This window comes from Methanothermobacter crinale, from assembly GCF_055397825.1.
This window is the reverse complement of sequence record NZ_AP042450.1, coordinates 1,077,514-1,098,920: the sequence shown is the minus strand read 5'-3', so window position 1 is coordinate 1,098,920 and position 21,407 is coordinate 1,077,514. Positions and strand designations below refer to the sequence as shown.

The window sequence follows — 21,407 nt, the reverse complement described above, 5'->3', positions numbered from 1 at the left end:
ATAAAAAAAGGAGAGTTCTTATTATGCGAATTCTATGGTGCTTGGTGGCTTGTCGCTCACTGAGAGGGCTACATGTGTCACTTCAGGTATCTCAGAGGTTATGCGCTTGGATATTCTCCTTATAAGGTCCCATGGTAGTTCAGGCACCCTTGCTGTCATGGCATCTATTGATTCAACCATCCTTAAAACTACAAGATAGCCAAAGTCCCGCATGTCACCTTTAACGCCTGTGGCCATCGTATCAGTAAGTACTGCGAAGTATTGCCAGAGCCTTTCATCCAATCCCGCGGCTATTATCTCCTCCTCTACTATAGCATTAGCCCTTCTACATATCCTAATCTTCTCAGGGGTTATCTCACCTATTATCCTAACAGCAAGACCCGGGCCTGGGAATGGTTGTCTTTTGATTATCCTATCTGGGAGGCCTAGTTCTCGAGCTAGGATGCGTACTTCGTCCTTGTAAAGTTCCCTTAAGGGCTCAACTATCTTTAAGACAAGGCCATGGGGTAGGGTTACATTATGGTGGGATTTGATCCTCCCCTCACTTTCAATCCAATCAGGTGCTATAGTCCCCTGGACAAGGTATTCAGCGCCTATTTCCTCCGCAACCTCCTCGAAGACTTCTATGAATACTCTCCCGATTATCCTGCGCTTTTCCTCAGGGTCGGTGACTCCTTTGAGTTCTTTTAAAAACCTGTCTGAAGCGTCGATGAAACGCAGATTAAGGCGACTACTAAAGGTTTCCCTGACATACTCAACCTCACTCTCTCTTAGGAGGCCATGATCCACGAATACTGCTACTAGCCTCTCCCCTATAGCCCTGCTGGCGAGTACTGATGCAACTGAACTGTCAACACCACCCGAGAGTGCTATTATAGCCTTACCATCACCTACGCGTTCTTTTATATCCTCTACTGCCTCTTTTATGAAATCTGATGGTTTGAACATTATTCCACGCCCTCGCACACCCTATAAAAGTTTTCGAATATCCTAGGACCCTCTAGCGTGTGATGGACCTCAGGATGAAACTGCACACCATAAAGTGGCCTTTTAACATGTTTCATGGCTTCTATCTCACATATACTTGACCTTGCAAGGACCTTAAAATCCTCTGGTAAAATTTTAACCTCATCCTTGTGCGAAGCCCATACACTCATATGGGATCCGAGGCCCTTGAATATATCATCCTCGTCCAATATTTCTATTTCTATCTGGGCATATTCCTCAGCTTCTGCACTACCAACCCTACCATTGAATGCTAGGGCCATGAGCTGGTGTCCAAGGCATATGCCAAGTATGGGCAACTTAATATCCCTTATATATTCTATAGAATTCCCAGCCTCACCTACAGAGGGCCCCCCACCTATTATAATCCCATTGGGCTCATATTCTAGGAGGACATCAACTGGGATAGTATTAGGTATTATCTTTGAGGGTATATTAAGGTATCGTAGCGTCCTATAAATCCTATGATTATATTGTCCATGATTGTTCACAATGAATATCACAATCCCACCCCCTGGGGGGAAACTATAAATTATATAAGATTACATTTACTACTATGGAAGTACGTGATATTATATATTTGATAGTGGCGGTGATACTTGCAGTTATAGCCTTTTATGTGCTCATATGGTTACTGCCGGTTATAGTGATCCTCATAATAGCATATATTATCTACATCTTCCTCAAGTCAGGAGACTAGAATAAGAAGATGGAAGTATATGCTACAACACACAGGGGACTGGAAAAGATAACAGCAGAGGAAATCCAAGAGCTAGGGGGTAAACTAAAAAAATACAGTAATGGTAGAGTCTATTTTAAATGCGATGAAAAATTAATCGACAAGTTAAATTATCATGCACGGACCTGTGAAAGGATCATACTACTACTCAAATCCACTAAGGTCACAGGACTTGAGGATATCTACAATGAGATTAAAGACATTGATTTTTCATTTATAAGGCCAAGTGAAAGTTTCGCTGTAAGATCGAAGAGAGTGGGCGTCCACAACTTTAACTCCATGGACATTGCAAGGGTGGCTGGTGACGCCATCATAAAAAGCTACCAATCCTCGGCTGAAAAACGCCTCAAAGTAAACCTAGACTCCCCCGATAATATAATCAGGGTCGAATTAATCCATGACCTTCTACTGGTAGGCGTTGACACCACCGGGGACAAAGGATTGCATAGGAGGGGCTACAGGGTATACCAGCACCCAGCACCACTCAACCCGACAATAGCAGCCGCACTCCTTAAAATATCCAAGTGGAAGCCAGAGAATATACTAGTAGATCCCATGTGTGGTAGCGGCACCATACTAGTCGAAGCAGCCCTCATGGGGAGCAACATCCCACCAGGCCACCTTAGAGAGTGTGAAAAACTGCAATTCGACCATAAACTTAAAATCATGGGCATTGAAAAGTTCAGGAAACACGTTAAAGGCTGCCAAGAGACACTATCAAGACTTGGTATAGACTTCATCAAGATCAAGCAAGGCGACGCGGAACACCTAGAAAAGTATGTTCAAGAAGCCGACAACATCGTTACAAACCCACCATATGGGATCAGAGTCGGGAGAAAATCGAAAATCAAAAAACTCTACCATAATTTCCTCAAAACCGCGAAGAACATCCTCACAGAAAATGGGAGTATAACACTCCTAACACCCCAAGAAAAAATCCTGAAGAATACAGCAACCAAATTAGACTATGAATGGACCGAAACACCAATAATATATGGTAATCTCCCAGTGAAAATATTTAAATTAACTATATGAACTCGGCGGAGGTTTGGGTTGACTTGGCCATAAAATTGCTAATAGTTGAAGATGAAAGTATAGTAGCCCTCGACATTAAACATAGAGCCGAATTATTAGGCTACGAGGTTGTGGGTATAGCAAGTTCGGGGGAGGAAGCCCTAAAACTTATAAAGGAGAAGAAACCGGACCTAGTTCTCATGGACATTGTACTAAAAGGGGAGATGGATGGTATAGAAGCCGCAGAGGTCATAAAAAGGGACTATAATATTCCAGTAGTGTATCTCACAGCCCACTCTGATAAAGAAACCCTTGATAGGGCGAAACAAACAGAACCATTCGGTTACCTTATAAAACCATTCGAGGATAGGGAATTACACAGTGCAATTGAAGTAGCCATTTACAAGCATATGATAGAATCAAAGCTCAGGATAAGCGAAGAAAGATACCGTAAATTGGTAGAATCTTCACCAGACCTTATCATGCTCCTAGATAGGACTGGGAAGATAGTGCTCCTTAATAACGCCTTTGAAAGAGTTACAGGGTTCCCCAGGAAAAAATGTTATAAAAGGCATGTTAAGATCCTCAAAGAAATGGGTGTCATCAACAAAGGAGAATTCAAGAAGTTCATGGAAGAACTTGTAAAACCATTCAAGGACCGTCTAGATAATCCAGTGCAAGTGAAAATAAAAGACAAGAAAGGGAGAAAACACTACCTCGAGTTATACGCCTCCACCATAAAAAATGGGGAAAATTTTATACAACTTATAGGGCATGATATAACAGCAAAAGTGGAATCCGATAAAAGAAAGTTAAAATTGATCAGGGAAAAAACAAGACGCGAAGTATATGGGTTCCTCTTATCAGCCATCCCAGTATTCACGTCAATAGTCCCACCACAACTTAGAAATACTATAATAAAAAATTTCGGGGACAAATTCGAAGAAAATCTCAAAGCCTCATTCAATGAACACATGAAAAGGAAAGGCCTACTACACCAGATCAGGACAAAGAAAATAGAGAACCCTAAAGAAGTTTTCAAAGCCTATATATCATGGTTAGAATCATTCCTCAAAAACCTTGGAATAAAAACAAGAATAAGAAAGGGAGCAGACCACTACAAATTTGAATTCATAACAATCCCATGGGGTGATGTGAAGATAAACCCTATGTTTTCCCTCATGTTCAGGACAATACTCTTGAGAAGCTTCACATGGACAAGGCTTAAAGGGAACGTGATCCAAACACCTAAAAGAGAAAAACTTGAATTCGAATTCCACATATAATAGGGGGAGGCGTTGAAATTGGAAAAACTTCAGAGGATAAGCACGGGCATAAAAGGTTTAGATGAAATACTGGGGGGATTCCCAGTAGGCCGCAGCATACTCATAACAGGGGATGCAGGTTCTGGTAAAACAATAATGAGTTTGCAATTCGCTATAAAAAGTGCAGAAGAGGGTTTTGGGACAGTCTATATTACTACAGAAGAGGACGAAACAGACCTCAATTTCCAGTGCAACTCCTTTGGCTGGGATATAACGCCATTAATCGAGGATGGTAAATTAGAGATAATGAGTCTCGCCGCTGCAAGAGCCGTAGTTACAGAGGCTGAGATGAAGATCGGTATAGAATCAATGAACGAAGACATTGGAAGACTCCTAGAGGAAGTTCCACCCGATACCAAAGTCCTTATCATAGACAATCTTGGAAGTCACACCGGCAATTTAACACCCTATGAGTTCAGGAATAGGTTCGATTTCTTTGTATATGAACTGAAGAAGAGGAATATAACGAGTCTGATAATACTTGATAGTGCAACCGCCAGAGAATTTAATGAAATAGCACTATTTTCAGTTTATGGTGCTATAAACCTCATAAAAAGGGAGAATCCCTACACTGGTAGAAGGGAAAGAGTCATGGACATCATTAAAATGCGCAGTACAAGAACACCAGTAGATTTCGTACCTTATAGGATAGGTGAAAACGGCATCGAAATAATAGAAAAGGTGAAATATGAATAAGCTCATAGGCGTTCAAGGGCCTTTAGGATGAGCTTAACACAATTTTTAATATCATCCATGTTCGCAATACCTACAGGCGTGTGAATATACCTTGTAGGTACTGACACAACCCCTGCCGGTATACCGGCGCGGGTTAAATGTATTGCTGTTGCATCTGTCGTACCGCCCTCGCTCACCTCTAACTGTACAGGTATGTTTTCTTCATTCGCGGTTGAAATAAGCCAGTCCCTGATCTTCTTATGGGTTATTATGCCCTTACCACTGGCGTCAGTTAAAATTATTGCCGGTCCTTTGCCGAGCTTGGCCGGAGCATCCTCCTCCTCCATACCCGGGTGATCCCCTGCTATTGTAACATCAAGTGCCAGGGCCATGTCAGGGTTTAATTTGAATGCTGATGTCCTCGCACCCTTAAGGCCCACCTCCTCTTGGACTGTGCCAACACCATATATTGTTGCCCGTGTTTCAGCAGCCTTCAAAACTTCTATTAGTATGAGGCAGCCTATCCTATTGTCAAGGGCTTTACCACTGAATAATCTGTTTGGGAGTTCCTTGAATGGGGCTTTAAAGGTTACAGGGTCCCCTACTCCCACGAGTTTTTCTGCATCTTCTCTTGAAGTTGCCCCTATGTCTATGAACATTTTCTCATAACTTGTAACCTTTTTTCTCTCCTTTGGTTTCATCCTATGCGGCGGCTTTGAACCTATAACCCCTGCTATTGGACCCTTTTTTCCATGGACTTCCACTGGTTGGTTGAGAAGCATCTGATCATTTATTCCACCGATCTTTGAAAATCTTATGAAACCTTTCTTGTCAATGTAGCGTACCATGAGGCCTATTTCGTCCATGTGAGCTGCTAACATTATACTAGGAGCTTCTGGGTCGCCTTTCCTTGTCATTATAAGATTTCCGAGATTGTCCTTCTCTATACTATCCACTTGTCCATTAAGTTCATCTTTCATTATCTCTGTTATCTCATCTTCAAAACCTGATATGCCATTAGCTTCTGATAAACGCTTCATCAAATCAAACATCCTAACCTACCCCAACGACTTAATGAGTATGAGTATCCCCATGATTATCAAGAGAACTTGTGGCCAAAAACGCAAATAGGCTGTTGGTATTATGCCCGAGGCGACGAGGAGCCATATAGCACCTATTAATATGAATATGCATCCAAGGTAGACTCCCCATTTATCCTTAGATTTCTTCTTTTTAATTTCAATTTCCTCAGCCAAGAATATCACCTCTAATAATTGATAGTTTCATACCCATAATAATATGGGGGGTAATTATTTTATAGTAAATTTTGGGAATCTATTTTCATGGTTGAAAAGGGGCATCCACGTTACAGATCATTGAAGTTACGGGAAAAGATCCTAGAAGCTTACCATAAAGGAGTGCTTGCAGATGCCGGTATCATAGCCCATGGGAGGGGAGAAGCCTTCGATTACCTTATAGGGGAAAAAACAAGAAGACCGGCAATCCGGGCCATTAAAGCAGCCGCGGCATTACTATTACTGGCCAAGAACCCTGTATTGTCAGTGAATGGTAATACAGCCGCTCTCGTCCCAAGGGGGATAGTTGAACTTGCAAGACTACTAAATGCAAAGATAGAGATAAACCTCTTCCACAGAACACCCGAGAGAGTTAAACTCATAGAGGAAATACTCAAGGAGGCTGGTGCAAGGGAAGTTCTGGGAACAGACAGGGAAGAACTCAAACACCTCAAGGGTATAAAGAGTCCAAGGGCCACAGCAAGTCCAAGGGGCATATACACCGCAGATGTTGTCCTAGTACCATTAGAGGATGGAGACAGGGCTGAAGTGCTTAAAAATGCCGGTAAAACCATCATAACCGTGGACCTCAACCCATTATCGAGAACATCACAACGGGCTGATATCAGCATCACAGATAACATAGTAAGGGCCATACCCCTCCTCATAAAATACGTGAAAAAATTAAGAGATTACAAAAAGGATGAACTAGAAAAGATCCTAGAAGAATTCAACAATAAAAAGAACTTGGAGGATATGCTCCGTTTAATAGACCTTCAAAGGATGCGAAAACTCTAAAAGGGAGAGACTAGATGAGGATTATAGGATTGGCTGGGATGCCAGGATCAGGTAAAGGAGTGGTATCAAGTATCGCAGAGAAGATGGGCTACCACATAATACGGATGGGTGACATCATAAGGGAGGAAGCAGAGAAAATAGGGAAAGATCCAGGGGAGACGGCAGTGCAACTAAGGAAAGAGCACGGAGAATATATAATAGCAGAAAAATGCATCCCCAAGATAGAAAGCATTAAAAGAGGGAAGATCCTAATAGAGGGCATAAGAAGCCCCTACGAAGTTGAAATGTTTAAAAAGCGTTACAAAGGATTCAAGGTAATATCAATATTCTCCACCAGGAGAACAAGATTCAAACGCCTCCAAAGGAGGGGGAGAAGAGACGACACAAAAGATTACAAAAAATTCATGGAAAGAGACCAGAGAGAACTAGGATTCGGCCTTGGAGACGTTATAGCAACATCAGATTATATAATAATAAATGAAGGCCCCCTCCAAAGATTCAAAGAAAACGCGAAAAAATTACTAAAGAAGGCTACAATGAACTGTTAAGGTTGGACACCCCATGGAATGTGAAGTTAAGGTCAAAACCAGGATAAAAGCAACAGAAAACCCCCGGAAGGTATTAGAGAGCGTACTTAACATATTCCCAAAAATAGAAGTCAAGGAGAGAAATGATTCAATCCAAGGCGAAGGTGGGATAGAAGTCCTAGAAGAACTCAGAGAATCTCTAGAGAAGAGGAGAATACGTTCAACAGCAAGAAAAGTATTATACGAGAACATTACAGGTAATAGGACAACATTTTACCTTAACAAACAAGCTGCATTCATAGGCAAGGTTAACATACTAGAAGAGGAGATATCACCCCTCGGTGATATAAAAGTGGAAATCATAGCAGAGAACCTAAAAGAGGTCATCAACTGGTTAGCACCCAAAATCGAAGAAGAACCCAACTAATCTTTATCCACGAGAATGGCATCCCTTATCTCCAAAACGCCACTATCCTGGAACCACCTCTTCTCGGCATCTAAGATCTTGATCCTCCTTTTGAATATTGGCCCGTCAAGGACGAATGTCTCGGCTTCACCACCCTCAAATGCCAAATGAACACCATGCTCCCTATTCAAATTTTTTAATTCTGTGAGCATCCTCTGGTCTATTCGGCGTCCAAGCCATGAACTGTCAAAACCCTCCGCTGCAACCGCAGTCACAATAACCTCAAACCTCAAATCAAGGATTTCCATCATATACTTTAACGGGTCCACGTGCCAGAGGGGCGTTTTTGAGATGAGTCCAGCCTCCCGGCAGAGTCTTTCGATCCTTGAACGCTGATAACTGGAAGCAATAGCCCCTGAATATAATACTTTAACTCTCCGTTCCCTGAGCACTTTTAAAAGTCTTTTAAGGTCCTTGAGTTCTTCTTCCTTTACTCCAGTTGTTGAACCCTCGATTAATGGTATGCCAATAGCCTTGGAAGATAAACGCGTCCACCTTATATTAGGCACATGAAACATGTAAGAATATGGGTTATCTGAGACCATGGATACTAGATATCTTACATTATCATTTTTCATGGCCCTGTAGAGTGCCATTGTACTATCTTTACCACCAGAATAAAGTACAGCCGCATCCAAAGCTTATCTCCCCATTTTTCTCCTGATAGTGGCTAGGAAGGCCATGATACTATCTATGAATATGCCTGCGAGTCCAGCTAACATGCCGATGAAGCCGCAGGAGACTACTACCGCAGATTTGGGTGGCATGGCAGCCCTGAGACCTTTAATCTTCTCCTCTACTGGGCCTTCAATGGAGGCTATTGCGATGCCCTTGGATGAAAGATATTCTTTTAAATTTGGGATCTTATTTGCATGGGTGTCAATAGACACACGTATTATACTGTATCTTGTATAGATTTCATCGGTTAATATGAGCCAATCAGATACTCTGTCAATGGTGGCCCGTGGATCATCACCTTTAACCTTAAATATGATGGTCCCATTGGGATTCGCCTTACAATATGTTACATTAGAATCTATAAATGGTATGCCCTTCTCTATTAATTCTCCACGTCCACTAGTAAAATTATCAGTTTTTAAGAGAACATATTCCATTTTAACATCTTCAACACCTTCAATGCCTTTAACGTCCCTAATGAATTCCCTGATATTGGTATCATAGGACAAGTCAACATAGACTGTCTCAGGGCTACTATATATGCTCTCATAAAAGCTCCGGGCCATGCCAGGTATATCATCATATACTGGTAGGATAAAAAATGTGCCCCCGATAACACCAACCATGAAACCTATGAATATGACAAAAAGCAGGTTCTTTTTACCGACAACTGGGGTCATAAGACCCACAGAGAATACGAAGGCCAAAAGTATTATGAATAGTATGAGCATTATTAAGGTTATTATGACATTCATCGTTTTCCCCCATGTTTTTGACAAACCCTTTAAAGTCTTTTATGTCCTTCAGTCTTTTTTCATGGGATTTTCTGTTGCAACTATTTTACCGTCTGTTTTACTTATATATACCCTTTCTGTGAGTTTCCCGCCCTTGTAGAGTGGCACTATCCATACTTCAATATTATTCCCTTGGATGTTTATGGAGCCAGATGTTGGCTCTCCGGTGACATGTCCTTGTTTTGATGCTATCTCCTTGGCCTTTTCGGCGGTTATTTCAAGATCTCCCGTGGAATTAGTATTGTTTGATGAATTATTGGATGCTGGGACTACTACTGGTACCGGTTGTGGTTCTGGTGGAGGCGAAGCCTGTGGGGGTGATGTGGACCCCTCCCTTGAAAAGAAGGGACTATAAGCATAGAAGATTAGTAAAGAGGCTATAGCAACTATTCCAATAAGTGCTTTATGTTCCCATCTCATCTTATATCACGTTATCTTTGTTATTTTTATGATTCCGTTATCATTTCTTAGATTATATGATCCTGCGCTAAGATCTGCTGGTGTAACACCAGTTTTGGGTATAATAGTTAAATTTATTTTATAGTTTCCATAATTGACTGTGATCATCCTATTGTTGACATTTATTGTATATGCCCCAGAAGGTAATGTTAAATTCACCCCATATCCCGGGCCATTGACATATACCGTATTTATGGCTTCAGCGACCCTTTCACCTGCCATGCGGGCTTTTCCAAGTTCACCTATCTGAGTCTTTGAAAGTTCACTCTCTACTAGACCAACCATCCCTACTATTATGAGAACGGCTATGAGCGTTGCGAATAATAAGTCGGCGCTTAGAACACCCTTATCATCCATACACATGCACCTTTAACCGTAATTATTCTTGGCAAGTCCAAGAAGCTCCTTATAGAAATCTGAGAGGCAGAATGGAGCCCCAAGCGGGTCATAGAATGGATGGCCTCTAACCTTTATCGTTGAACCTGCAATACCTGCAAAATATTCACGATCAATCTTAGAAATGTACTGGTTCCCATTATGGTCTTCGAGAAGGGGATCACCTATTATGAATGTACTCATCCCTGCCACAGAATTGGTTCCACTTGAACGATTTTCTAAGCGGTCAAAGAATGAAAGTCCATAACGATCCACGATATAATATGGGCGTGGCGTTATGGTACTTGGATTATCAGTACCATCGAGACAATACCATAGGTACTGGAGATGACTATCATCATCAACTGTTTCATTTAACCGATAATCATAGTATGTACCATTAGTAGCATAATATGGGTATTTGTATATAACATTACTTTGACGATACTTGGTATTTATCCAGATATAAGGGTCTTCAAGTCCTTCAATACTCACATAGGCTTTTAGCTGTGGAGTTTTACCCTCAAAAGATTGACCTTTCTGCACAACCTTGATTGGTATCCCCGCCCTAATGGTCACATAGAAACCGAATGGATCCTCTTGGGTTATACTAACATCATTAGTTGTTAATACCACGCCAGTATAATTATTGACTGGAATATTATTTATATATATTTCACGTCCAGTCTCCCTCTCAAGAGTAAGAGTCGAATTTATTATATAGACATTAAGGGCGTCAACAACACGATTTCTGATGTAGATCTTGCTTTGATCAGGTTCAAAGAATGGATTAGGATCCCCAGCTGTTGCATTATCAATAACCATCCTCGTGGCATTATAGGCCGCGTTACGACCAGCATCACTAGCAGCTTTCTCAAGATCGGGATAAAGGGAGGAAACAACAGTTATTGTAACATCACCACCTGTTGCAAGTGCAGCTAACATATTGGCCTCATTCACAATATCGGCATACGCTATGGCCATGATAATAATAGGGATGAATAGTAAGACCGTCATGGGCGTGAAAACATAACCTCCCTCGTCATTATACAAATTTAATCCCTCCATAAGTCTAATCTTACGGGCAAAACATTTGGAAGATTACCGGTATATAAAGCCTCTGTTTTTATAAGATTAGGATCTATGGGGTAACCTGACTGTTGTAACATGTCTATAAGGTTCTGACGCGCCATAGCCTGCGCAGTATAAGCATCATTTGCATAGGCGCTGGCCCACATATTAGCAAGGAATTTTGGATAGATAACAGCCACCCGCGTACCTGAATAAATCTCCGCATTAGAATAACTTCGATAATAACTCGTAGTACCTCCAATGTCGCCGGATTCCCATGATGCGCTGGAATTTACAGTCACTCTAATCTGATATGTTCCTGGTTTAGTAGTGTAATTTTCAGGGGTGCCACTCTTTGTGAATACTTTGCTTCCTGTAACATCTATTGAACCGATATCTATCGCATACTGTGGAGAACCACTATAGAGTCTCACCCAACCACTTGTAGAATTTTTAACTTCTACTGAAACGCTTCTTGTGTCGAGTCCTGTCCCAAGGAATAATATGACCCTCTGGGCATCGGGTCCTATCGTAAATGAATCAATTGGGGCTGTGGTATTTGTACTATTCTGGTAGCTTGGGAATGGGAAATTCTGCCATCTTATAGGAAGCGCACTATATGAAACCGTACTGTAACAATCTACAAGACCCACAAGGTCATAATCATTACTAGGTACTTGATCCCATATTGTAACGCGCACCTTATTGGTCTTGCCAGCCCTAAGATAGTCCCCTATATAAATTATACCAGGTACGTTACCATAACCATCACTTCTTGCACTGTAATCAACACCACCATAATCAAAAGAACAGAAGACAACACTCCATGCCGTTCCATCCCAGACCTCGACTAGAGCATTGTCAACACCACCATAAGGGTTTATAACTGTATAAGCATCAAATATCCGTGAACCAGCAGGAATAGGTATATCCTGAACAACCGAAACGGCACATCCATTCTCTCCATTAACATTAGTTATAACAAATGGTTGACCATCACAATAACTATGGTTTTGCCTCACCATATTATTCCATGCTATTGTCCTAGAGTTATACAAGTTGCTAAGGGTACCTGTTTGGAGATTATAGATCCTACCATACTCATTTAATTGTCCGTCTCCGTCCAAATCCTGGGGGTTTGGAACTGCAAGGCCTGCAGCATCATTAAATGGGAAGGTCATTGTTATTATGCCCTTAGGGACTTTTATTGTTGTAGTATAATTCGCGAGGATAGAAAACCATGGCATATCATATCCTTGCCACTGACGCATTTCTTTGAAATTCACATAGAAATTGTTTGAACCGCCCACAAGATTGGAAATATTTCCCTGATAATTATACATACGATTTAAAGTGTTAGGTCTAATATTCAGGAAAGTGAAACTTGAATTGGATATATTGTAGGGTTGGCCGTTAATATAGACAGTTGCACCATATGACGAGCCATTGTTGCGGTTGCATGAACCTATGAGGAATTTACCCCATATTATATTATTTGATGGGACCATGAATGGGATGTCCCGTGGTGAGCTGCCACCACCCCAATATGGGTTAGTACTTAAACCACTGCTCCATGGGTCGAAGTTGGTGAGCCAGTTGTGGAAATTCCAGACTGTTGTGGTGGAATTTATTGTCTGGTCTTCCATCGTGATCTCCTCAACCTTGTACCATGCGCGTCCGAGCCAACCCTCCCTTGGGCCCGAGATTACGATCGCCCTTGATGCCATGTCCTTTGGAACGCTTATCCCCCTATCATCCTTTACTGGAGCATACGGGCCTATTGTGAGTTTGTAACCAGTATCTGGGGGTATTAATGATTCTAGTTCTTCCTGGAGTAGTGTTTGGGCTGCTGAATCGTCTCCGGCCGCGTATTTAACTGCGGCGGCTTGTAGTGTTCCATCTTCTCTCATTACCTCAAGGGCGTCTGCGGCCATTGCTTCGAGGCGTTGATGATCCGCACCCATATATGCTGGTAGGACATAGTAGGTTAATATTGAGGTTATGAAAATGAAGAATATGATGAGTGCAAGGATCGCATCTGTTGTGAATATAAATCCTCTTTCATCCAATTTTGATCACCTCGTCCAGAGGTAGAGGATTAGTTTTGCTGTTCTAATCTTTATATTGTCAAGGTTTATCTGGCTTGGAGGCGTGCCCTTTGGGGCTGCAATAACATAGACGTCCATTGATGCTCCAGGGTTGCTCTGCGTCCTCACAACCAATATATTGTCCCGGAATATGGTATCGTTATAAAGGTAGGTTTCGTTGATCTGCTTTTTAATCTCGGTTATGTGCTGATTTATCTCATCTGGTGGTATTACACGGTTACCGTTTACATCTACAAATGCTGAATCATAGCCACGGTTTATGACTATCACCCAGTAATCGTATATTTGTAGGTATGCATTGTTGGTTGGGAATATTGTGGTATAGGTTCTGGGTTGTCCAGCATCCCTTATAAGTCCCTCTAGGGATGTTATACGTTCAAGTTTGGTTGTGAGAACGAACCTTTCAACCCTCGCAATGTTCGGGGCGCTCTCATTGTAGGAGCCTAGGGTTTTTATGTTCAGACCATCTGTTGTTGTTATATTGAGGAAAAAGTCATATTCTGGTCCTATGAGTTCTCCTAGTTCGTCAGCATCCATTGCAGCTACCTTAGCGGGGGCCAGATAATTTTTCTCACTGAGATTTTTCGTTAGATCATATCTCGCGAGGCCGATGGTGGATGGGTTACCTGTCTGTTCCCAATTATATGGGACTCCCGAAGTCTCTACGAGCGCATCAGCCACGTCAGAGGCGTGTCTTTCCAAAGAGCTTTGGAATATAGTGCTCTGGGAAAGATATGTTATATTATCCATGCTTATTACTAATGTGCCGAAGAGTATTGTGAGCGGAATAAGGGCTAACAAAAGATCGAGTGAAAATACGAAACCCTGTTTATCTTTTATAATTTTCAAATACTCACCCCCATTCATTTTATATATCTTTTATAATATAATATATTATTATGATAATTGGTAGGCAGGGCCAAGTTTCTGCGGAATTTGTTTTAATAGTGTCATTTATCTTGATTATAATATTAGTTTTCGCATCTTTTATAGGTCCTCAGATGGAGGAAAATAATATTATATCATCTGTTAGGGAAGGGGCTTCCACAGCTGCCACTGAAATTGTATATTCTAATGTTTCAATGCAACCGATCAAATTAGAGAGTATCAGAGTAACAGGTGAAAAGGATAAAACCATCACCTTAGTATTTGACCGGCCATTACCTGAAAACTATAAACCATTTGTGATTAATAGGACAATAAAATCCATCCTTGATATTGGAGGGAGCCAGTTAAATTATAATACCGTTAAAGTAGGTGACAGGACCTATACTATCGTTGTTTAGATACTATTTCTATTATTTTTGTCGGTTGATTACCCCTTGCACTAAATAGCGAACCTTCAATTGCTAATTTCACAATATCATTTTCCTTAACTTTAAATCCATTATTTTCAACGATATAAGTGTCTGGTTTCACATTTGATCTTATATCATAGTCCACACGTACATATGACGTGTTCTTACCAGCCTCTATAACCTCTCCTAATGTGTAATCTCTATAATATCTTACTCTAAATATTAAAAATACTGTTACAACAGCGATTACTGCGAATATGAGGATGCTAAGTGATGGGAAAAATGCGAAAAAGAATGATGTAGAAAAAGCGGGGTTGTTCGCGACTAATACTATGAGGAATCCTACCATTATATACATTATGAAGAAATCTCTATAGGCATTAAAATCCTCCACATACATGACTCTAACTTGATAATGAAGGATATAAGATATCAAAAATATAATCGAGACTCCCAAAAGAGCGAATATGATAAATGAAATAAGATTAAGGGAGTATAGTATTGAGACAGTGATAAATGCTACAGCCGATATTTGAAGTCTTAGGATAGTATTCTCTTTTTCTGAAGGATGAAAGCGAGTGCCCTTAACCATGATTGGCGCATCATCTTCTGAGATGTTCTTGATTTTGGCCTTCTTCATTATTTTAATCTTGGAGACATCTGCTGAGCCTATTTCACCCCATTTCCTGAATATTTCTTTAATATTTTCTCTAATAGTCCCTGCTCTTATCCTTTCTGGTAATTTTATGAGTTCAATGATAAAGGTGCCTATCAGATAAAAGAAATTTATGACAATTTCGCCTAGTGTGGAAAAAAATCCCATAATTAGACCTCTCAAACTTTTTTTAGACTATCGCAATTACTATAGATCTTGTGTTTATGGGCCATGTGATAGTTGCGTTATGCCATCCCTTTGTCAATTGCACGCTATTTGATGTTATATTATATTGTGTTATGGCTGTTATATTCCGCATAGTATTGTTACTGAATTTTATAGTGAAATATATCATATTGTTATCGCAACCCAACGTACCATCTTGGGGTATATAAAAGCTAACAGTCCTTTTAGCCCCGGGTCCATTCGCGTATACGACATCAGCCGCGTTTGCAATAGTCTCAACTGCGATTTTTGCATCTGATGCCCTTGAAACATCATTACTAGCATCTATCGCCTTACCAACCAAGGGTAGGGTTATGGTTCCGAGTATAAGTATGGCCACAAAGATCAGCATAAGATATTCAACTGAAACCTGACCCTTCTCATCCATCATAGTATTATCTATTTCCGTAATCAAATATATTAGTTTATTCCTCTTATCATACTAAAGATTTTTAAAAGTAGCATTGCAATGTCTCCTATAAATAGGGAAAATATTAAGCCTATGAATATTGCTGGGGCAAATGGAACACCCTTCTTTATCATTATCTTCTTAGGGATCTTACCCTCTTCTGCAAGTTCTACTAGCAGTTTAATATCCTCTCTTGTAAGACCTGCGGCCATGGATGTTAATACGAGTTTCCCTGGGTATAGGCTCTTTAGGTTGCCTGTTCTTACAGCCTCTTTAATTTTGTCTAGAAAGCTTCTATCATCGAAATAATATTTGTCGTTTTCCTTGTAGAGTTTGTGGGCTAGTATCATCCCATCCTCAAGCTCTTCTATTCTTACTTTGTCTTGTAGGGCCTCTCTGCTCACTTTACCAAGAAGTTTCCTTATAATCTGTAATATGATTATAGAAGCCCATAAAGTTAATATTCCAATTATTGTTAATTGTGGGTTTTGATAGACAGAATATAAAGTTACGATAGATATTATCATGATCTTCAGTTTCTTTGGTAGTTTTGATATTATCATTGTAAGGATATAGATTAGAATAAATATGAGTAAGAGGATCTGCAGCGAAAAAATAGATGTTATCATCAACGTCAATGTTATGGCTGATATTATGACAAAGGCGAAGATTAAAGAGGTTTTATAATCTTTTATAGGTTCTAGAAGCTCTTCAAGCAAATGCCTCTTATAATTAAATATTATATAAAAAATGAAAAGTATGAGGAATGGGAGTATACCCAATATACTATTTATTATTAAAGTTAATGGGAATGGATAAGATGCTATGATGGGAAAAGACACTCCCAGGACAGAATACCGTACCAAAGATGGCTGAAATGGTAAAAGTGCTGCAAGGCCAGTGAACAATTTAACATCACCGCCAGCCCAAGCACCCAACCTCCAGAGGATATAACAGAGTATAAAAACCATACCAGTGAATATTATTGCATAAACAAAAAACATTGCATCCCCTAATTGGTAGCTGAAAATAGCGTCTAGTAGTATACCAAAGCCTATGAGTGGGAATGTTAACCTGTTAGGGATTATACCCTCCTTAAGGTCACTATATGCAGCGTATAAACTAGCTAACAATGCTACTAGAACTGGTAAAATTAGATACATTGCGATCACGGCCTACTATTCCTTATAGCTGCTTCTAGGAATGATACGAAGAGCGGGTGTGGCTTGTTTGGTCGTGATTTAAATTCTGGATGGAATTGACATCCTAGGTACCATGGATGATCCTCTAGTTCTATGATCTCCACTAGGAAATTGTCTGGTGTTGTCCCCGCTATTACAAGCCCATCCTTCTCTAATCGGTCCCTGTATTCATTGTTAAGTTCATAGCGGTGTCTGTGCCTTTCACTTATAAAATCTTTCTTGTATGCCTTGTGGGCGATTGTCCCGGGTCTTAGTTTGCATTTGTAGGCTCCTAGGCGCATTGTACCCCCCATTTTCTTGATCTTTTTCTGTTCTTCCATCATATCGATTACAGGGTATGGTGTTTTATTATCAAATTCTGTGCTATGAGCGCCCTCAAGGCCTTTGTGACGTGCGAATTCTATTACCATACATTGCATTCCAAGGCATATCCCGAATATTGGAACCTTCTCTTCTCGTGCATATTTTGCAGCATATATCTTTCCATCGATTCCTCTTTCACCGAAGCCTCCTGGTATGAGGATCGCGTCAAATCTTCCAAGTTTTTCCCTGTTCAAGTTTTTATGGGCGCTTATCCATCCTATATCCACTCTAACGCCTAGATGCGCTGCGGCGTGTCTCAGAGCTTCTCTTATACTCATATATGAGTCTTCGAGTTCCACGTATTTTCCCACTATACCCACTTTGACGATGGGTTTTTTTATTTTGAGGGATTTAACGATCTTGGCCCATTCTGAGAGGTCGCCATCACCTTTAACCTTTAAGTTTATCCTTTCTGTGATGTATTCCCCCACTTTTTGCTTGTTGAGTACTAGTGGAACCTCATATATTGATTGGACATCGGGTGCGTTTATCACGGCTTTTTTTTCAACATCACAGAAGTGTGCTATCTTTTTTTTGATAGAGGATGTTATGGGTGTTTCACTCCTGCATATTATCATGTCAGGGGCTAGGCCTGTGCTGCGAAGTTCTTTTGTACTGTGTTGTGTGGGTTTGGTTTTGAATTCTCCGGCAGCCTTTAAATATGGTACATAGGTTACATGTATGAACATGACGTTATGGTATCCTTCTTCGTTTCTAAGTTGCCTTAATGCTTCAAGGAACGGTTGGCCTTCTATGTCACCTACCGTCCCACCTACTTCTACTATGACTACTTCTGCACCACTTTTTGAGGCTATTTTTCTGATCATGGACTTTATCTCGTCTGTTATATGGGGTATGATCTGTACACATGATCCTAGGTATTTGCCTGCTCTTTCCTTCTCTATCACTGAAAGGTATACTTTCCCCGTGGTTATGTTGGATTCTCCTGGCAGGTTCACATCAAGGAAACGCTCATAGTGTCCCAGGTCCAAGTCTGTTTCCATCCCATCTTCTGTTACGAAGACTTCACCATGTTGGTATGGGTTTAGTGTCCCTGAATCCCAGTTGAGGTATGGGTCTATTTTTATGGCTGCAACCTTTAGTCCGTAGGACCTTAATATTCTCCCGATGGATGCTGCTGTTATGCCTTTACCAATGGAACTTACAACACCACCGGTTACGATTATATACTTTGCCAGGGTAATCAACTCCCTATAAGCTTATTTAATAGTTTCCATGCCACGGATATGCCTAGTCGGCCCTTTTTCGCGGATTCTTCATCATATGATCTTATATTATCCTTTTTCACGTTCTCGCCGCAAATGGCGTATGGTACTGGGTCTGGTGTGTGTGTACCTACTTTTATGGGTGTCGGATGATCTGCTAGTAAAGCTAGGCGGAAACTATTATATGATGGCAGCTCATCTAATAGTGGGCCCAGTATCTTGGAGTCAATATTTTCAATGGCTTTTATCTTCTCTTTTATGTCACCTGCGTGTCCTGCTTCGTCAGGGGCCTCTACATGTATGAAGATTATGTCATGATCTTGGAGGGCTTTGATCGCATATTTGCCTTTTGCTTTGTAGTCAGTGTCTAGGTATCCTGTGGCCCCTGGGACGTTAATATTATCCAATCCTAGGTAGACTCCGAGGCCTTTTATCAGATCCACTCCAGTTATCGTGGCACCTTTGAGGCCATATTTTTCTTTTAATGTTTCCATTCGCGGCTTTTGGCCTTGTCCCCATAACCATATCATATTAGCGGGCAGTTTACCCCTTTTAGACCTTTCTATGTTGGTTGGGTGGTCTTTAAGTATTCTGTGGGACTCTGTTATTATCTGTTTTAGTTTTTTTGCGGTTTCTCCATTTGAGGGTAGATGATATTCTATGGGTTCTCCTATGATATCATGTGGTGGTTTGGTTTTGACTTTTAGGGCCCTTTTGTCAGGGTAAATGTATAAGTTCCTGTAACTTATACCTGTATAAAATTTGCCTATCTTGAAATGTTCGTTTAGGGTTTTTATCAGTTCTGAGGATTCGCTTGTACTTATATGGTTGGCATTGAAATCTATGATACGGCCATCATGGACTGTTATGAAGTTGCATCTGAAGGCGATGTCGTCTTCTTTGAGTTCTACTCCTATGCTAGCGGCTTCAAGGGGTCCTCTCCCTGTATAGTATTTTTTTGGATTGTAACCCATTATGGCCAGGTTCGCAACATCTGATCCAGGTTCCATGTCATTTGGTATTGTTTTCAGGAGCCCGTTAGCCCCTTCTTTGGCCACCTGGTCCATGTTGGGTTTTTCAGCTACCTGTAATGGTGTTTTGTCTCCGAGTTCTGGTATGGGGTAGTCTGCCATCCCGTCTCCTATGAGTATCACGTATTTCATATTCTTCAATGTTTGGATTTCCATATATTTATTATGTCTGTGAGTATTGCTGATGCTGTTTCTAGTGAACCTGCACCTTTGCCTATGACTGTTATTTCCCCGGCTAGGTCTGTGCGGAGGGTTGCCATGTTAAGAGTGCCATCAACAGCATATGGTGATGTGTCTTTCACGAGTCTTGGGCCTACTCGTAGTATCTCATGTGATATTTCTGCTATGAGCTTTATATGATATCCGTCTTCTTTTGCAAGTTCTATGGCCTCTGGTGTTATCTTTGTGATCCCCGTAACTTCAACATCATCTAGGGTGCATTCTCGCCCAAGCACGGCATTCGCTAATATTACAGATTTACATGCCGCATCTAACCCTTCAACGTCCTGTGTGGGGTCTGTTTCAGCTATTCCAAGCTCCTGAGCCTCTTTTAATGTTTGTTCGTATGATGAGCCCTCAGCCGTCATCCTTGAGAGGATGAAGTTGGTTGTACCATTAAGTATCCCTATTATAGACTCTATCCTAGAGGATGGTAGTGTCTCCTGTGCAAAGTTTATTATAGGCATGGCACCCCCAACAGATGCTTCGAATTTAAAATTTACGTCATGTTCTTTAGCCAAACCGACCAGTTCCTTGTAGAATAATGATAAATGGCCTTTATTGGATGTTACAACATCCTTCCCATCCTCTATGGCCTTTGTTATGAGGGATTTGCCGGGTTCTCCTGTTATAATATTTGTGGGTGTGACCTCCACGAGGCAGTCATATTCAACCTCATCAAGTACTTGGAGGCTGTCCATGTCCTCATGGCCATGATCTGGGTAATAGGCTACACTCCCCTTCTCTGTTTTGACCTTTATGAGTTTCTGGGGGTCTAGTCCATCTTCCTGTATCGCGGCTCCTTTGGAGTCTGCTGCGGCTACTATATCAATTTTGAGATTGTATTTTCTTCTCAGTCTTTCCTGGGTTGATCTTATAGCCTTTGCAACTCCTTGGCCAACAGCACCAAATCCTACGATGGAAATTCTCATGAAAAAAATCCTCCAAAAAGTTCACTATTATGTTTCTGTGATGACGAGCAGCCTATGTTCCACCCCGATTTTATGGATCTTATCTTCTAATAATCCTAGGCTGTTGTGTTCTGCTTCCATTGTAACCTTGATTGTTGAACTTGTAGTTGACATTTTAAGTGAGAGGTCAGCGACTTTAACACCCTCTAGATTGTTTATGTTATCTACTATACCCTTTAGTTCTTCCTCAGAGATTTTACCTACTAGGATGGCGTTTACCTTTTCTTTGAGTGGGATGCCATCCTTCTCTATTATCCTTATACCCTTCTCTGTTAGTTTTTTTATTGCAAGGTCCAAGGTTTCCTTATCCCCTTCAATGGTTACCTGTACTGGTACAAGCGCCCCTGTCTTCACGTCCCTTTCATGGATTATGGTGACGATATTCGCACCTACGCTGGCTATTGGTTCAAGGGCGGCTACCAGTTGTCCTGGGACATCTTGGAGTTCAAGAACTAGGCTCATCCGCAATATTAACACCT

At 41.0% G+C, this 21,407-nt stretch carries 26 protein-coding genes; 8 read left to right on the top strand and 18 right to left on the bottom strand.

Translation table 11 applies throughout. The annotated features are described in order from the left end of the window. Positions 1–21: 21 nt before the first annotated feature. Both guaA and ACZ5XX_RS06385 read right to left on the bottom strand, forming a co-directional pair. Entirely contained in the window at positions 22–948 is a 927-nt protein-coding gene (gene guaA / locus ACZ5XX_RS06390) for a glutamine-hydrolyzing GMP synthase (RefSeq protein ID WP_464583623.1), read from the bottom strand. Then, complete coding sequence (locus ACZ5XX_RS06385) at positions 948–1,511, bottom strand: GMP synthase subunit A (RefSeq protein ID WP_464586281.1); 564 nt, start codon at positions 1,509–1,511, stop codon at positions 948–950. Before ACZ5XX_RS06385 ends, guaA begins: the two co-directional genes overlap by 1 nt. A gap of 50 nt (positions 1,512–1,561) precedes the next feature. Between ACZ5XX_RS06385 and ACZ5XX_RS06380 the strand changes: the two genes are divergently transcribed. Genes ACZ5XX_RS06380 through ACZ5XX_RS06365 form a run of 4 tightly spaced genes read left to right on the top strand, consistent with a single transcriptional unit; the run spans position 1,562 to position 4,779 of the window. Then, entirely contained in the window at positions 1,562–1,705 is a 144-nt protein-coding gene (locus ACZ5XX_RS06380) for a hypothetical protein (RefSeq protein ID WP_464583621.1), read from the top strand. Positions 1,706–1,714: 9 nt separating this feature from the next. Next, entirely contained in the window at positions 1,715–2,779 is a 1,065-nt protein-coding gene (gene trm14, locus ACZ5XX_RS06375) for a tRNA (guanine(6)-N2)-methyltransferase (protein ID WP_464583619.1), read from the top strand. Continuing rightward, a complete protein-coding gene (locus ACZ5XX_RS06370) occupies positions 2,776–4,044 on the top strand; it encodes a methanogen output domain 1-containing protein (protein WP_464583617.1) in 1,269 nt (422 codons plus the stop codon). The genes trm14 and ACZ5XX_RS06370 overlap by 4 nt, the downstream gene beginning before the upstream one ends. A 12-nt stretch (positions 4,045–4,056) precedes the next feature. Further along, positions 4,057–4,779, top strand: a complete 723-nt coding sequence (locus ACZ5XX_RS06365) for an ATPase domain-containing protein (protein WP_464583615.1) — start codon at positions 4,057–4,059, stop codon at positions 4,777–4,779. A 2-nt stretch (positions 4,780–4,781) separates the two neighbouring features. Here the strand turns inward: ACZ5XX_RS06365 and ACZ5XX_RS06360 are convergent, their stop codons facing one another. Beyond that, a complete protein-coding gene (locus tag ACZ5XX_RS06360; RefSeq protein ID WP_464583613.1) occupies positions 4,782–5,810 on the bottom strand; it encodes a M42 family metallopeptidase in 1,029 nt (342 codons plus the stop codon). Between the two features lie 6 nt (positions 5,811–5,816). Then, positions 5,817–6,014, bottom strand: coding sequence for a hypothetical protein (locus tag ACZ5XX_RS06355; protein ID WP_464583611.1), 198 nt, complete (start codon positions 6,012–6,014; stop codon positions 5,817–5,819). 87 nt (positions 6,015–6,101) lie between these two features. Here ACZ5XX_RS06355 and ACZ5XX_RS06350 point away from each other — a divergent pair, with 87 nt between their 5' ends. From ACZ5XX_RS06350 to ACZ5XX_RS06340, 3 genes are read left to right on the top strand one after another with little or no spacing between them, the layout of a single operon-like run. Beyond that, positions 6,102–6,851 carry a 4-phosphopantoate--beta-alanine ligase gene (locus tag ACZ5XX_RS06350; RefSeq protein ID WP_464583609.1) on the top strand — a complete coding sequence of 250 codons (750 nt, stop codon included), beginning with the start codon at positions 6,102–6,104 and terminating at the stop codon, positions 6,849–6,851. 14 nt (positions 6,852–6,865) lie between these two features. Further along, entirely contained in the window at positions 6,866–7,399 is a 534-nt protein-coding gene (locus tag ACZ5XX_RS06345; protein ID WP_464583607.1) for an AAA family ATPase, read from the top strand. A gap of 13 nt (positions 7,400–7,412) precedes the next feature. Further along, complete coding sequence (locus ACZ5XX_RS06340; protein ID WP_464583605.1) at positions 7,413–7,805, top strand: RNA-binding domain-containing protein; 393 nt, start codon at positions 7,413–7,415, stop codon at positions 7,803–7,805. Here ACZ5XX_RS06340 and ACZ5XX_RS06335 read toward each other — a convergent pair. Genes ACZ5XX_RS06335 through ACZ5XX_RS06305 form a run of 7 tightly spaced genes read right to left on the bottom strand, consistent with a single transcriptional unit; the run spans position 7,802 to position 14,178 of the window. Beyond that, on the bottom strand, positions 7,802–8,482 hold the full coding sequence (locus ACZ5XX_RS06335) for a diphthine--ammonia ligase (protein WP_464583603.1): 681 nt from the start codon (positions 8,480–8,482) through the stop codon (positions 7,802–7,804). The genes ACZ5XX_RS06340 and ACZ5XX_RS06335 overlap by 4 nt on opposite strands. Before the next feature lie 3 nt (positions 8,483–8,485). Beyond that, positions 8,486–9,277, bottom strand: coding sequence for a hypothetical protein (locus ACZ5XX_RS06330; RefSeq protein ID WP_464583601.1), 792 nt, complete (start codon positions 9,275–9,277; stop codon positions 8,486–8,488). Positions 9,278–9,325: 48 nt separating this feature from the next. Next, a complete protein-coding gene (locus tag ACZ5XX_RS06325; protein WP_464583598.1) occupies positions 9,326–9,736 on the bottom strand; it encodes a hypothetical protein in 411 nt (136 codons plus the stop codon). A gap of 6 nt (positions 9,737–9,742) precedes the next feature. Then, positions 9,743–10,132, bottom strand: a complete 390-nt coding sequence (locus ACZ5XX_RS06320) for a hypothetical protein (RefSeq protein WP_464583596.1) — start codon at positions 10,130–10,132, stop codon at positions 9,743–9,745. A gap of 12 nt (positions 10,133–10,144) precedes the next feature. Further along, positions 10,145–11,203, bottom strand: a complete 1,059-nt coding sequence (locus ACZ5XX_RS06315; protein ID WP_464583594.1) for a hypothetical protein — start codon at positions 11,201–11,203, stop codon at positions 10,145–10,147. Positions 11,204–11,205: 2 nt separating this feature from the next. Then, a complete protein-coding gene (locus ACZ5XX_RS06310; RefSeq protein WP_464583590.1) occupies positions 11,206–13,290 on the bottom strand; it encodes a hypothetical protein in 2,085 nt (694 codons plus the stop codon). A 6-nt stretch (positions 13,291–13,296) separates the two neighbouring features. Next, a complete protein-coding gene (locus ACZ5XX_RS06305) occupies positions 13,297–14,178 on the bottom strand; it encodes a hypothetical protein (RefSeq protein WP_464583588.1) in 882 nt (293 codons plus the stop codon). Between the two features lie 50 nt (positions 14,179–14,228). On the opposite strand from ACZ5XX_RS06305, the gene ACZ5XX_RS06300 reads away from it, so the two are divergent. Continuing rightward, the gene (locus tag ACZ5XX_RS06300; RefSeq protein ID WP_464583586.1) at positions 14,229–14,615 is read left to right on the top strand and encodes a hypothetical protein; all 387 of its coding nucleotides are present in this window, start codon (positions 14,229–14,231) and stop codon (positions 14,613–14,615) included. On the opposite strand, the gene ACZ5XX_RS06295 is transcribed toward ACZ5XX_RS06300, so the two are convergent. The 7 genes from ACZ5XX_RS06295 to ACZ5XX_RS06265 all read right to left on the bottom strand — a co-directional run bounded on the left by ACZ5XX_RS06295 (position 14,602) and on the right by ACZ5XX_RS06265 (position 21,390). Beyond that, positions 14,602–15,450, bottom strand: coding sequence for a DUF2101 family protein (locus tag ACZ5XX_RS06295; RefSeq protein ID WP_464583584.1), 849 nt, complete (start codon positions 15,448–15,450; stop codon positions 14,602–14,604). The genes ACZ5XX_RS06300 and ACZ5XX_RS06295 overlap by 14 nt on opposite strands. Before the next feature lie 22 nt (positions 15,451–15,472). After that, entirely contained in the window at positions 15,473–15,859 is a 387-nt protein-coding gene (locus ACZ5XX_RS06290) for a class III signal peptide-containing protein (RefSeq protein ID WP_464583582.1), read from the bottom strand. 68 nt (positions 15,860–15,927) lie between these two features. Next, positions 15,928–17,079 carry an A24 family peptidase C-terminal domain-containing protein gene (locus tag ACZ5XX_RS06285; protein ID WP_464586279.1) on the bottom strand — a complete coding sequence of 384 codons (1,152 nt, stop codon included), beginning with the start codon at positions 17,077–17,079 and terminating at the stop codon, positions 15,928–15,930. Between the two features lie 5 nt (positions 17,080–17,084). Further along, positions 17,085–18,689: a glutamine hydrolyzing CTP synthase gene (pyrG, locus tag ACZ5XX_RS06280; protein WP_464583580.1), complete on the bottom strand. Its 1,605-nt coding sequence runs from the start codon at positions 18,687–18,689 to the stop codon at positions 17,085–17,087. Then, positions 18,686–19,870, bottom strand: coding sequence for a cofactor-independent phosphoglycerate mutase (locus ACZ5XX_RS06275; RefSeq protein ID WP_464583578.1), 1,185 nt, complete (start codon positions 19,868–19,870; stop codon positions 18,686–18,688). The genes pyrG and ACZ5XX_RS06275 overlap by 4 nt, the downstream gene beginning before the upstream one ends. A gap of 5 nt (positions 19,871–19,875) precedes the next feature. Beyond that, positions 19,876–20,889, bottom strand: a complete 1,014-nt coding sequence (locus ACZ5XX_RS06270; RefSeq protein WP_464583576.1) for a homoserine dehydrogenase — start codon at positions 20,887–20,889, stop codon at positions 19,876–19,878. A 27-nt stretch (positions 20,890–20,916) separates the two neighbouring features. Then, a complete protein-coding gene (locus ACZ5XX_RS06265) occupies positions 20,917–21,390 on the bottom strand; it encodes an allosteric regulator of homoserine dehydrogenase (protein ID WP_464583574.1) in 474 nt (157 codons plus the stop codon). Positions 21,391–21,407 lie beyond the last annotated feature (17 nt).

Bases quoted from the DNA above. Each gene is read 5' to 3' on its own strand.
- ACZ5XX_RS06265 (WP_464583574.1), bottom strand. From the start codon at position 21,390: ATGAGCCTAGTTCTTGAACTCCAAGATGTCCCAGGACAACTGGTAGCC.
- ACZ5XX_RS06360 (WP_464583613.1), bottom strand. From the start codon at position 5,810: ATGTTTGATTTGATGAAGCGTTTATCAGAAGCTAATGGCATATCAGGT.
- ACZ5XX_RS06275 (WP_464583578.1), bottom strand. From the start codon at position 19,870: ATGAAATACGTGATACTCATAGGAGACGGGATGGCAGACTACCCCATA.
- ACZ5XX_RS06320 (WP_464583596.1), bottom strand. From the start codon at position 10,132: ATGGATGATAAGGGTGTTCTAAGCGCCGACTTATTATTCGCAACGCTC.
- ACZ5XX_RS06340 (WP_464583605.1), top strand. From the start codon at position 7,413: ATGGAATGTGAAGTTAAGGTCAAAACCAGGATAAAAGCAACAGAAAAC.
- ACZ5XX_RS06350 (WP_464583609.1), top strand. From the start codon at position 6,102: ATGGTTGAAAAGGGGCATCCACGTTACAGATCATTGAAGTTACGGGAA.
- trm14 (WP_464583619.1), top strand. From the start codon at position 1,715: ATGGAAGTATATGCTACAACACACAGGGGACTGGAAAAGATAACAGCA.
- guaA (WP_464583623.1), bottom strand. From the start codon at position 948: ATGTTCAAACCATCAGATTTCATAAAAGAGGCAGTAGAGGATATAAAA.
- ACZ5XX_RS06290 (WP_464583582.1), bottom strand. From the start codon at position 15,859: ATGCTGATCTTTGTGGCCATACTTATACTCGGAACCATAACCCTACCC.
- ACZ5XX_RS06325 (WP_464583598.1), bottom strand. From the start codon at position 9,736: ATGAGATGGGAACATAAAGCACTTATTGGAATAGTTGCTATAGCCTCT.
- ACZ5XX_RS06270 (WP_464583576.1), bottom strand. From the start codon at position 20,889: ATGAGAATTTCCATCGTAGGATTTGGTGCTGTTGGCCAAGGAGTTGCA.
- ACZ5XX_RS06380 (WP_464583621.1), top strand. From the start codon at position 1,562: ATGGAAGTACGTGATATTATATATTTGATAGTGGCGGTGATACTTGCA.
- ACZ5XX_RS06285 (WP_464586279.1), bottom strand. From the start codon at position 17,079: ATGTATCTAATTTTACCAGTTCTAGTAGCATTGTTAGCTAGTTTATAC.
- ACZ5XX_RS06330 (WP_464583601.1), bottom strand. From the start codon at position 9,277: ATGAATGTCATAATAACCTTAATAATGCTCATACTATTCATAATACTT.
- ACZ5XX_RS06300 (WP_464583586.1), top strand. From the start codon at position 14,229: ATGATAATTGGTAGGCAGGGCCAAGTTTCTGCGGAATTTGTTTTAATA.
- ACZ5XX_RS06345 (WP_464583607.1), top strand. From the start codon at position 6,866: ATGAGGATTATAGGATTGGCTGGGATGCCAGGATCAGGTAAAGGAGTG.
- ACZ5XX_RS06295 (WP_464583584.1), bottom strand. From the start codon at position 15,450: ATGGGATTTTTTTCCACACTAGGCGAAATTGTCATAAATTTCTTTTAT.
- ACZ5XX_RS06370 (WP_464583617.1), top strand. From the start codon at position 2,776: ATGAACTCGGCGGAGGTTTGGGTTGACTTGGCCATAAAATTGCTAATA.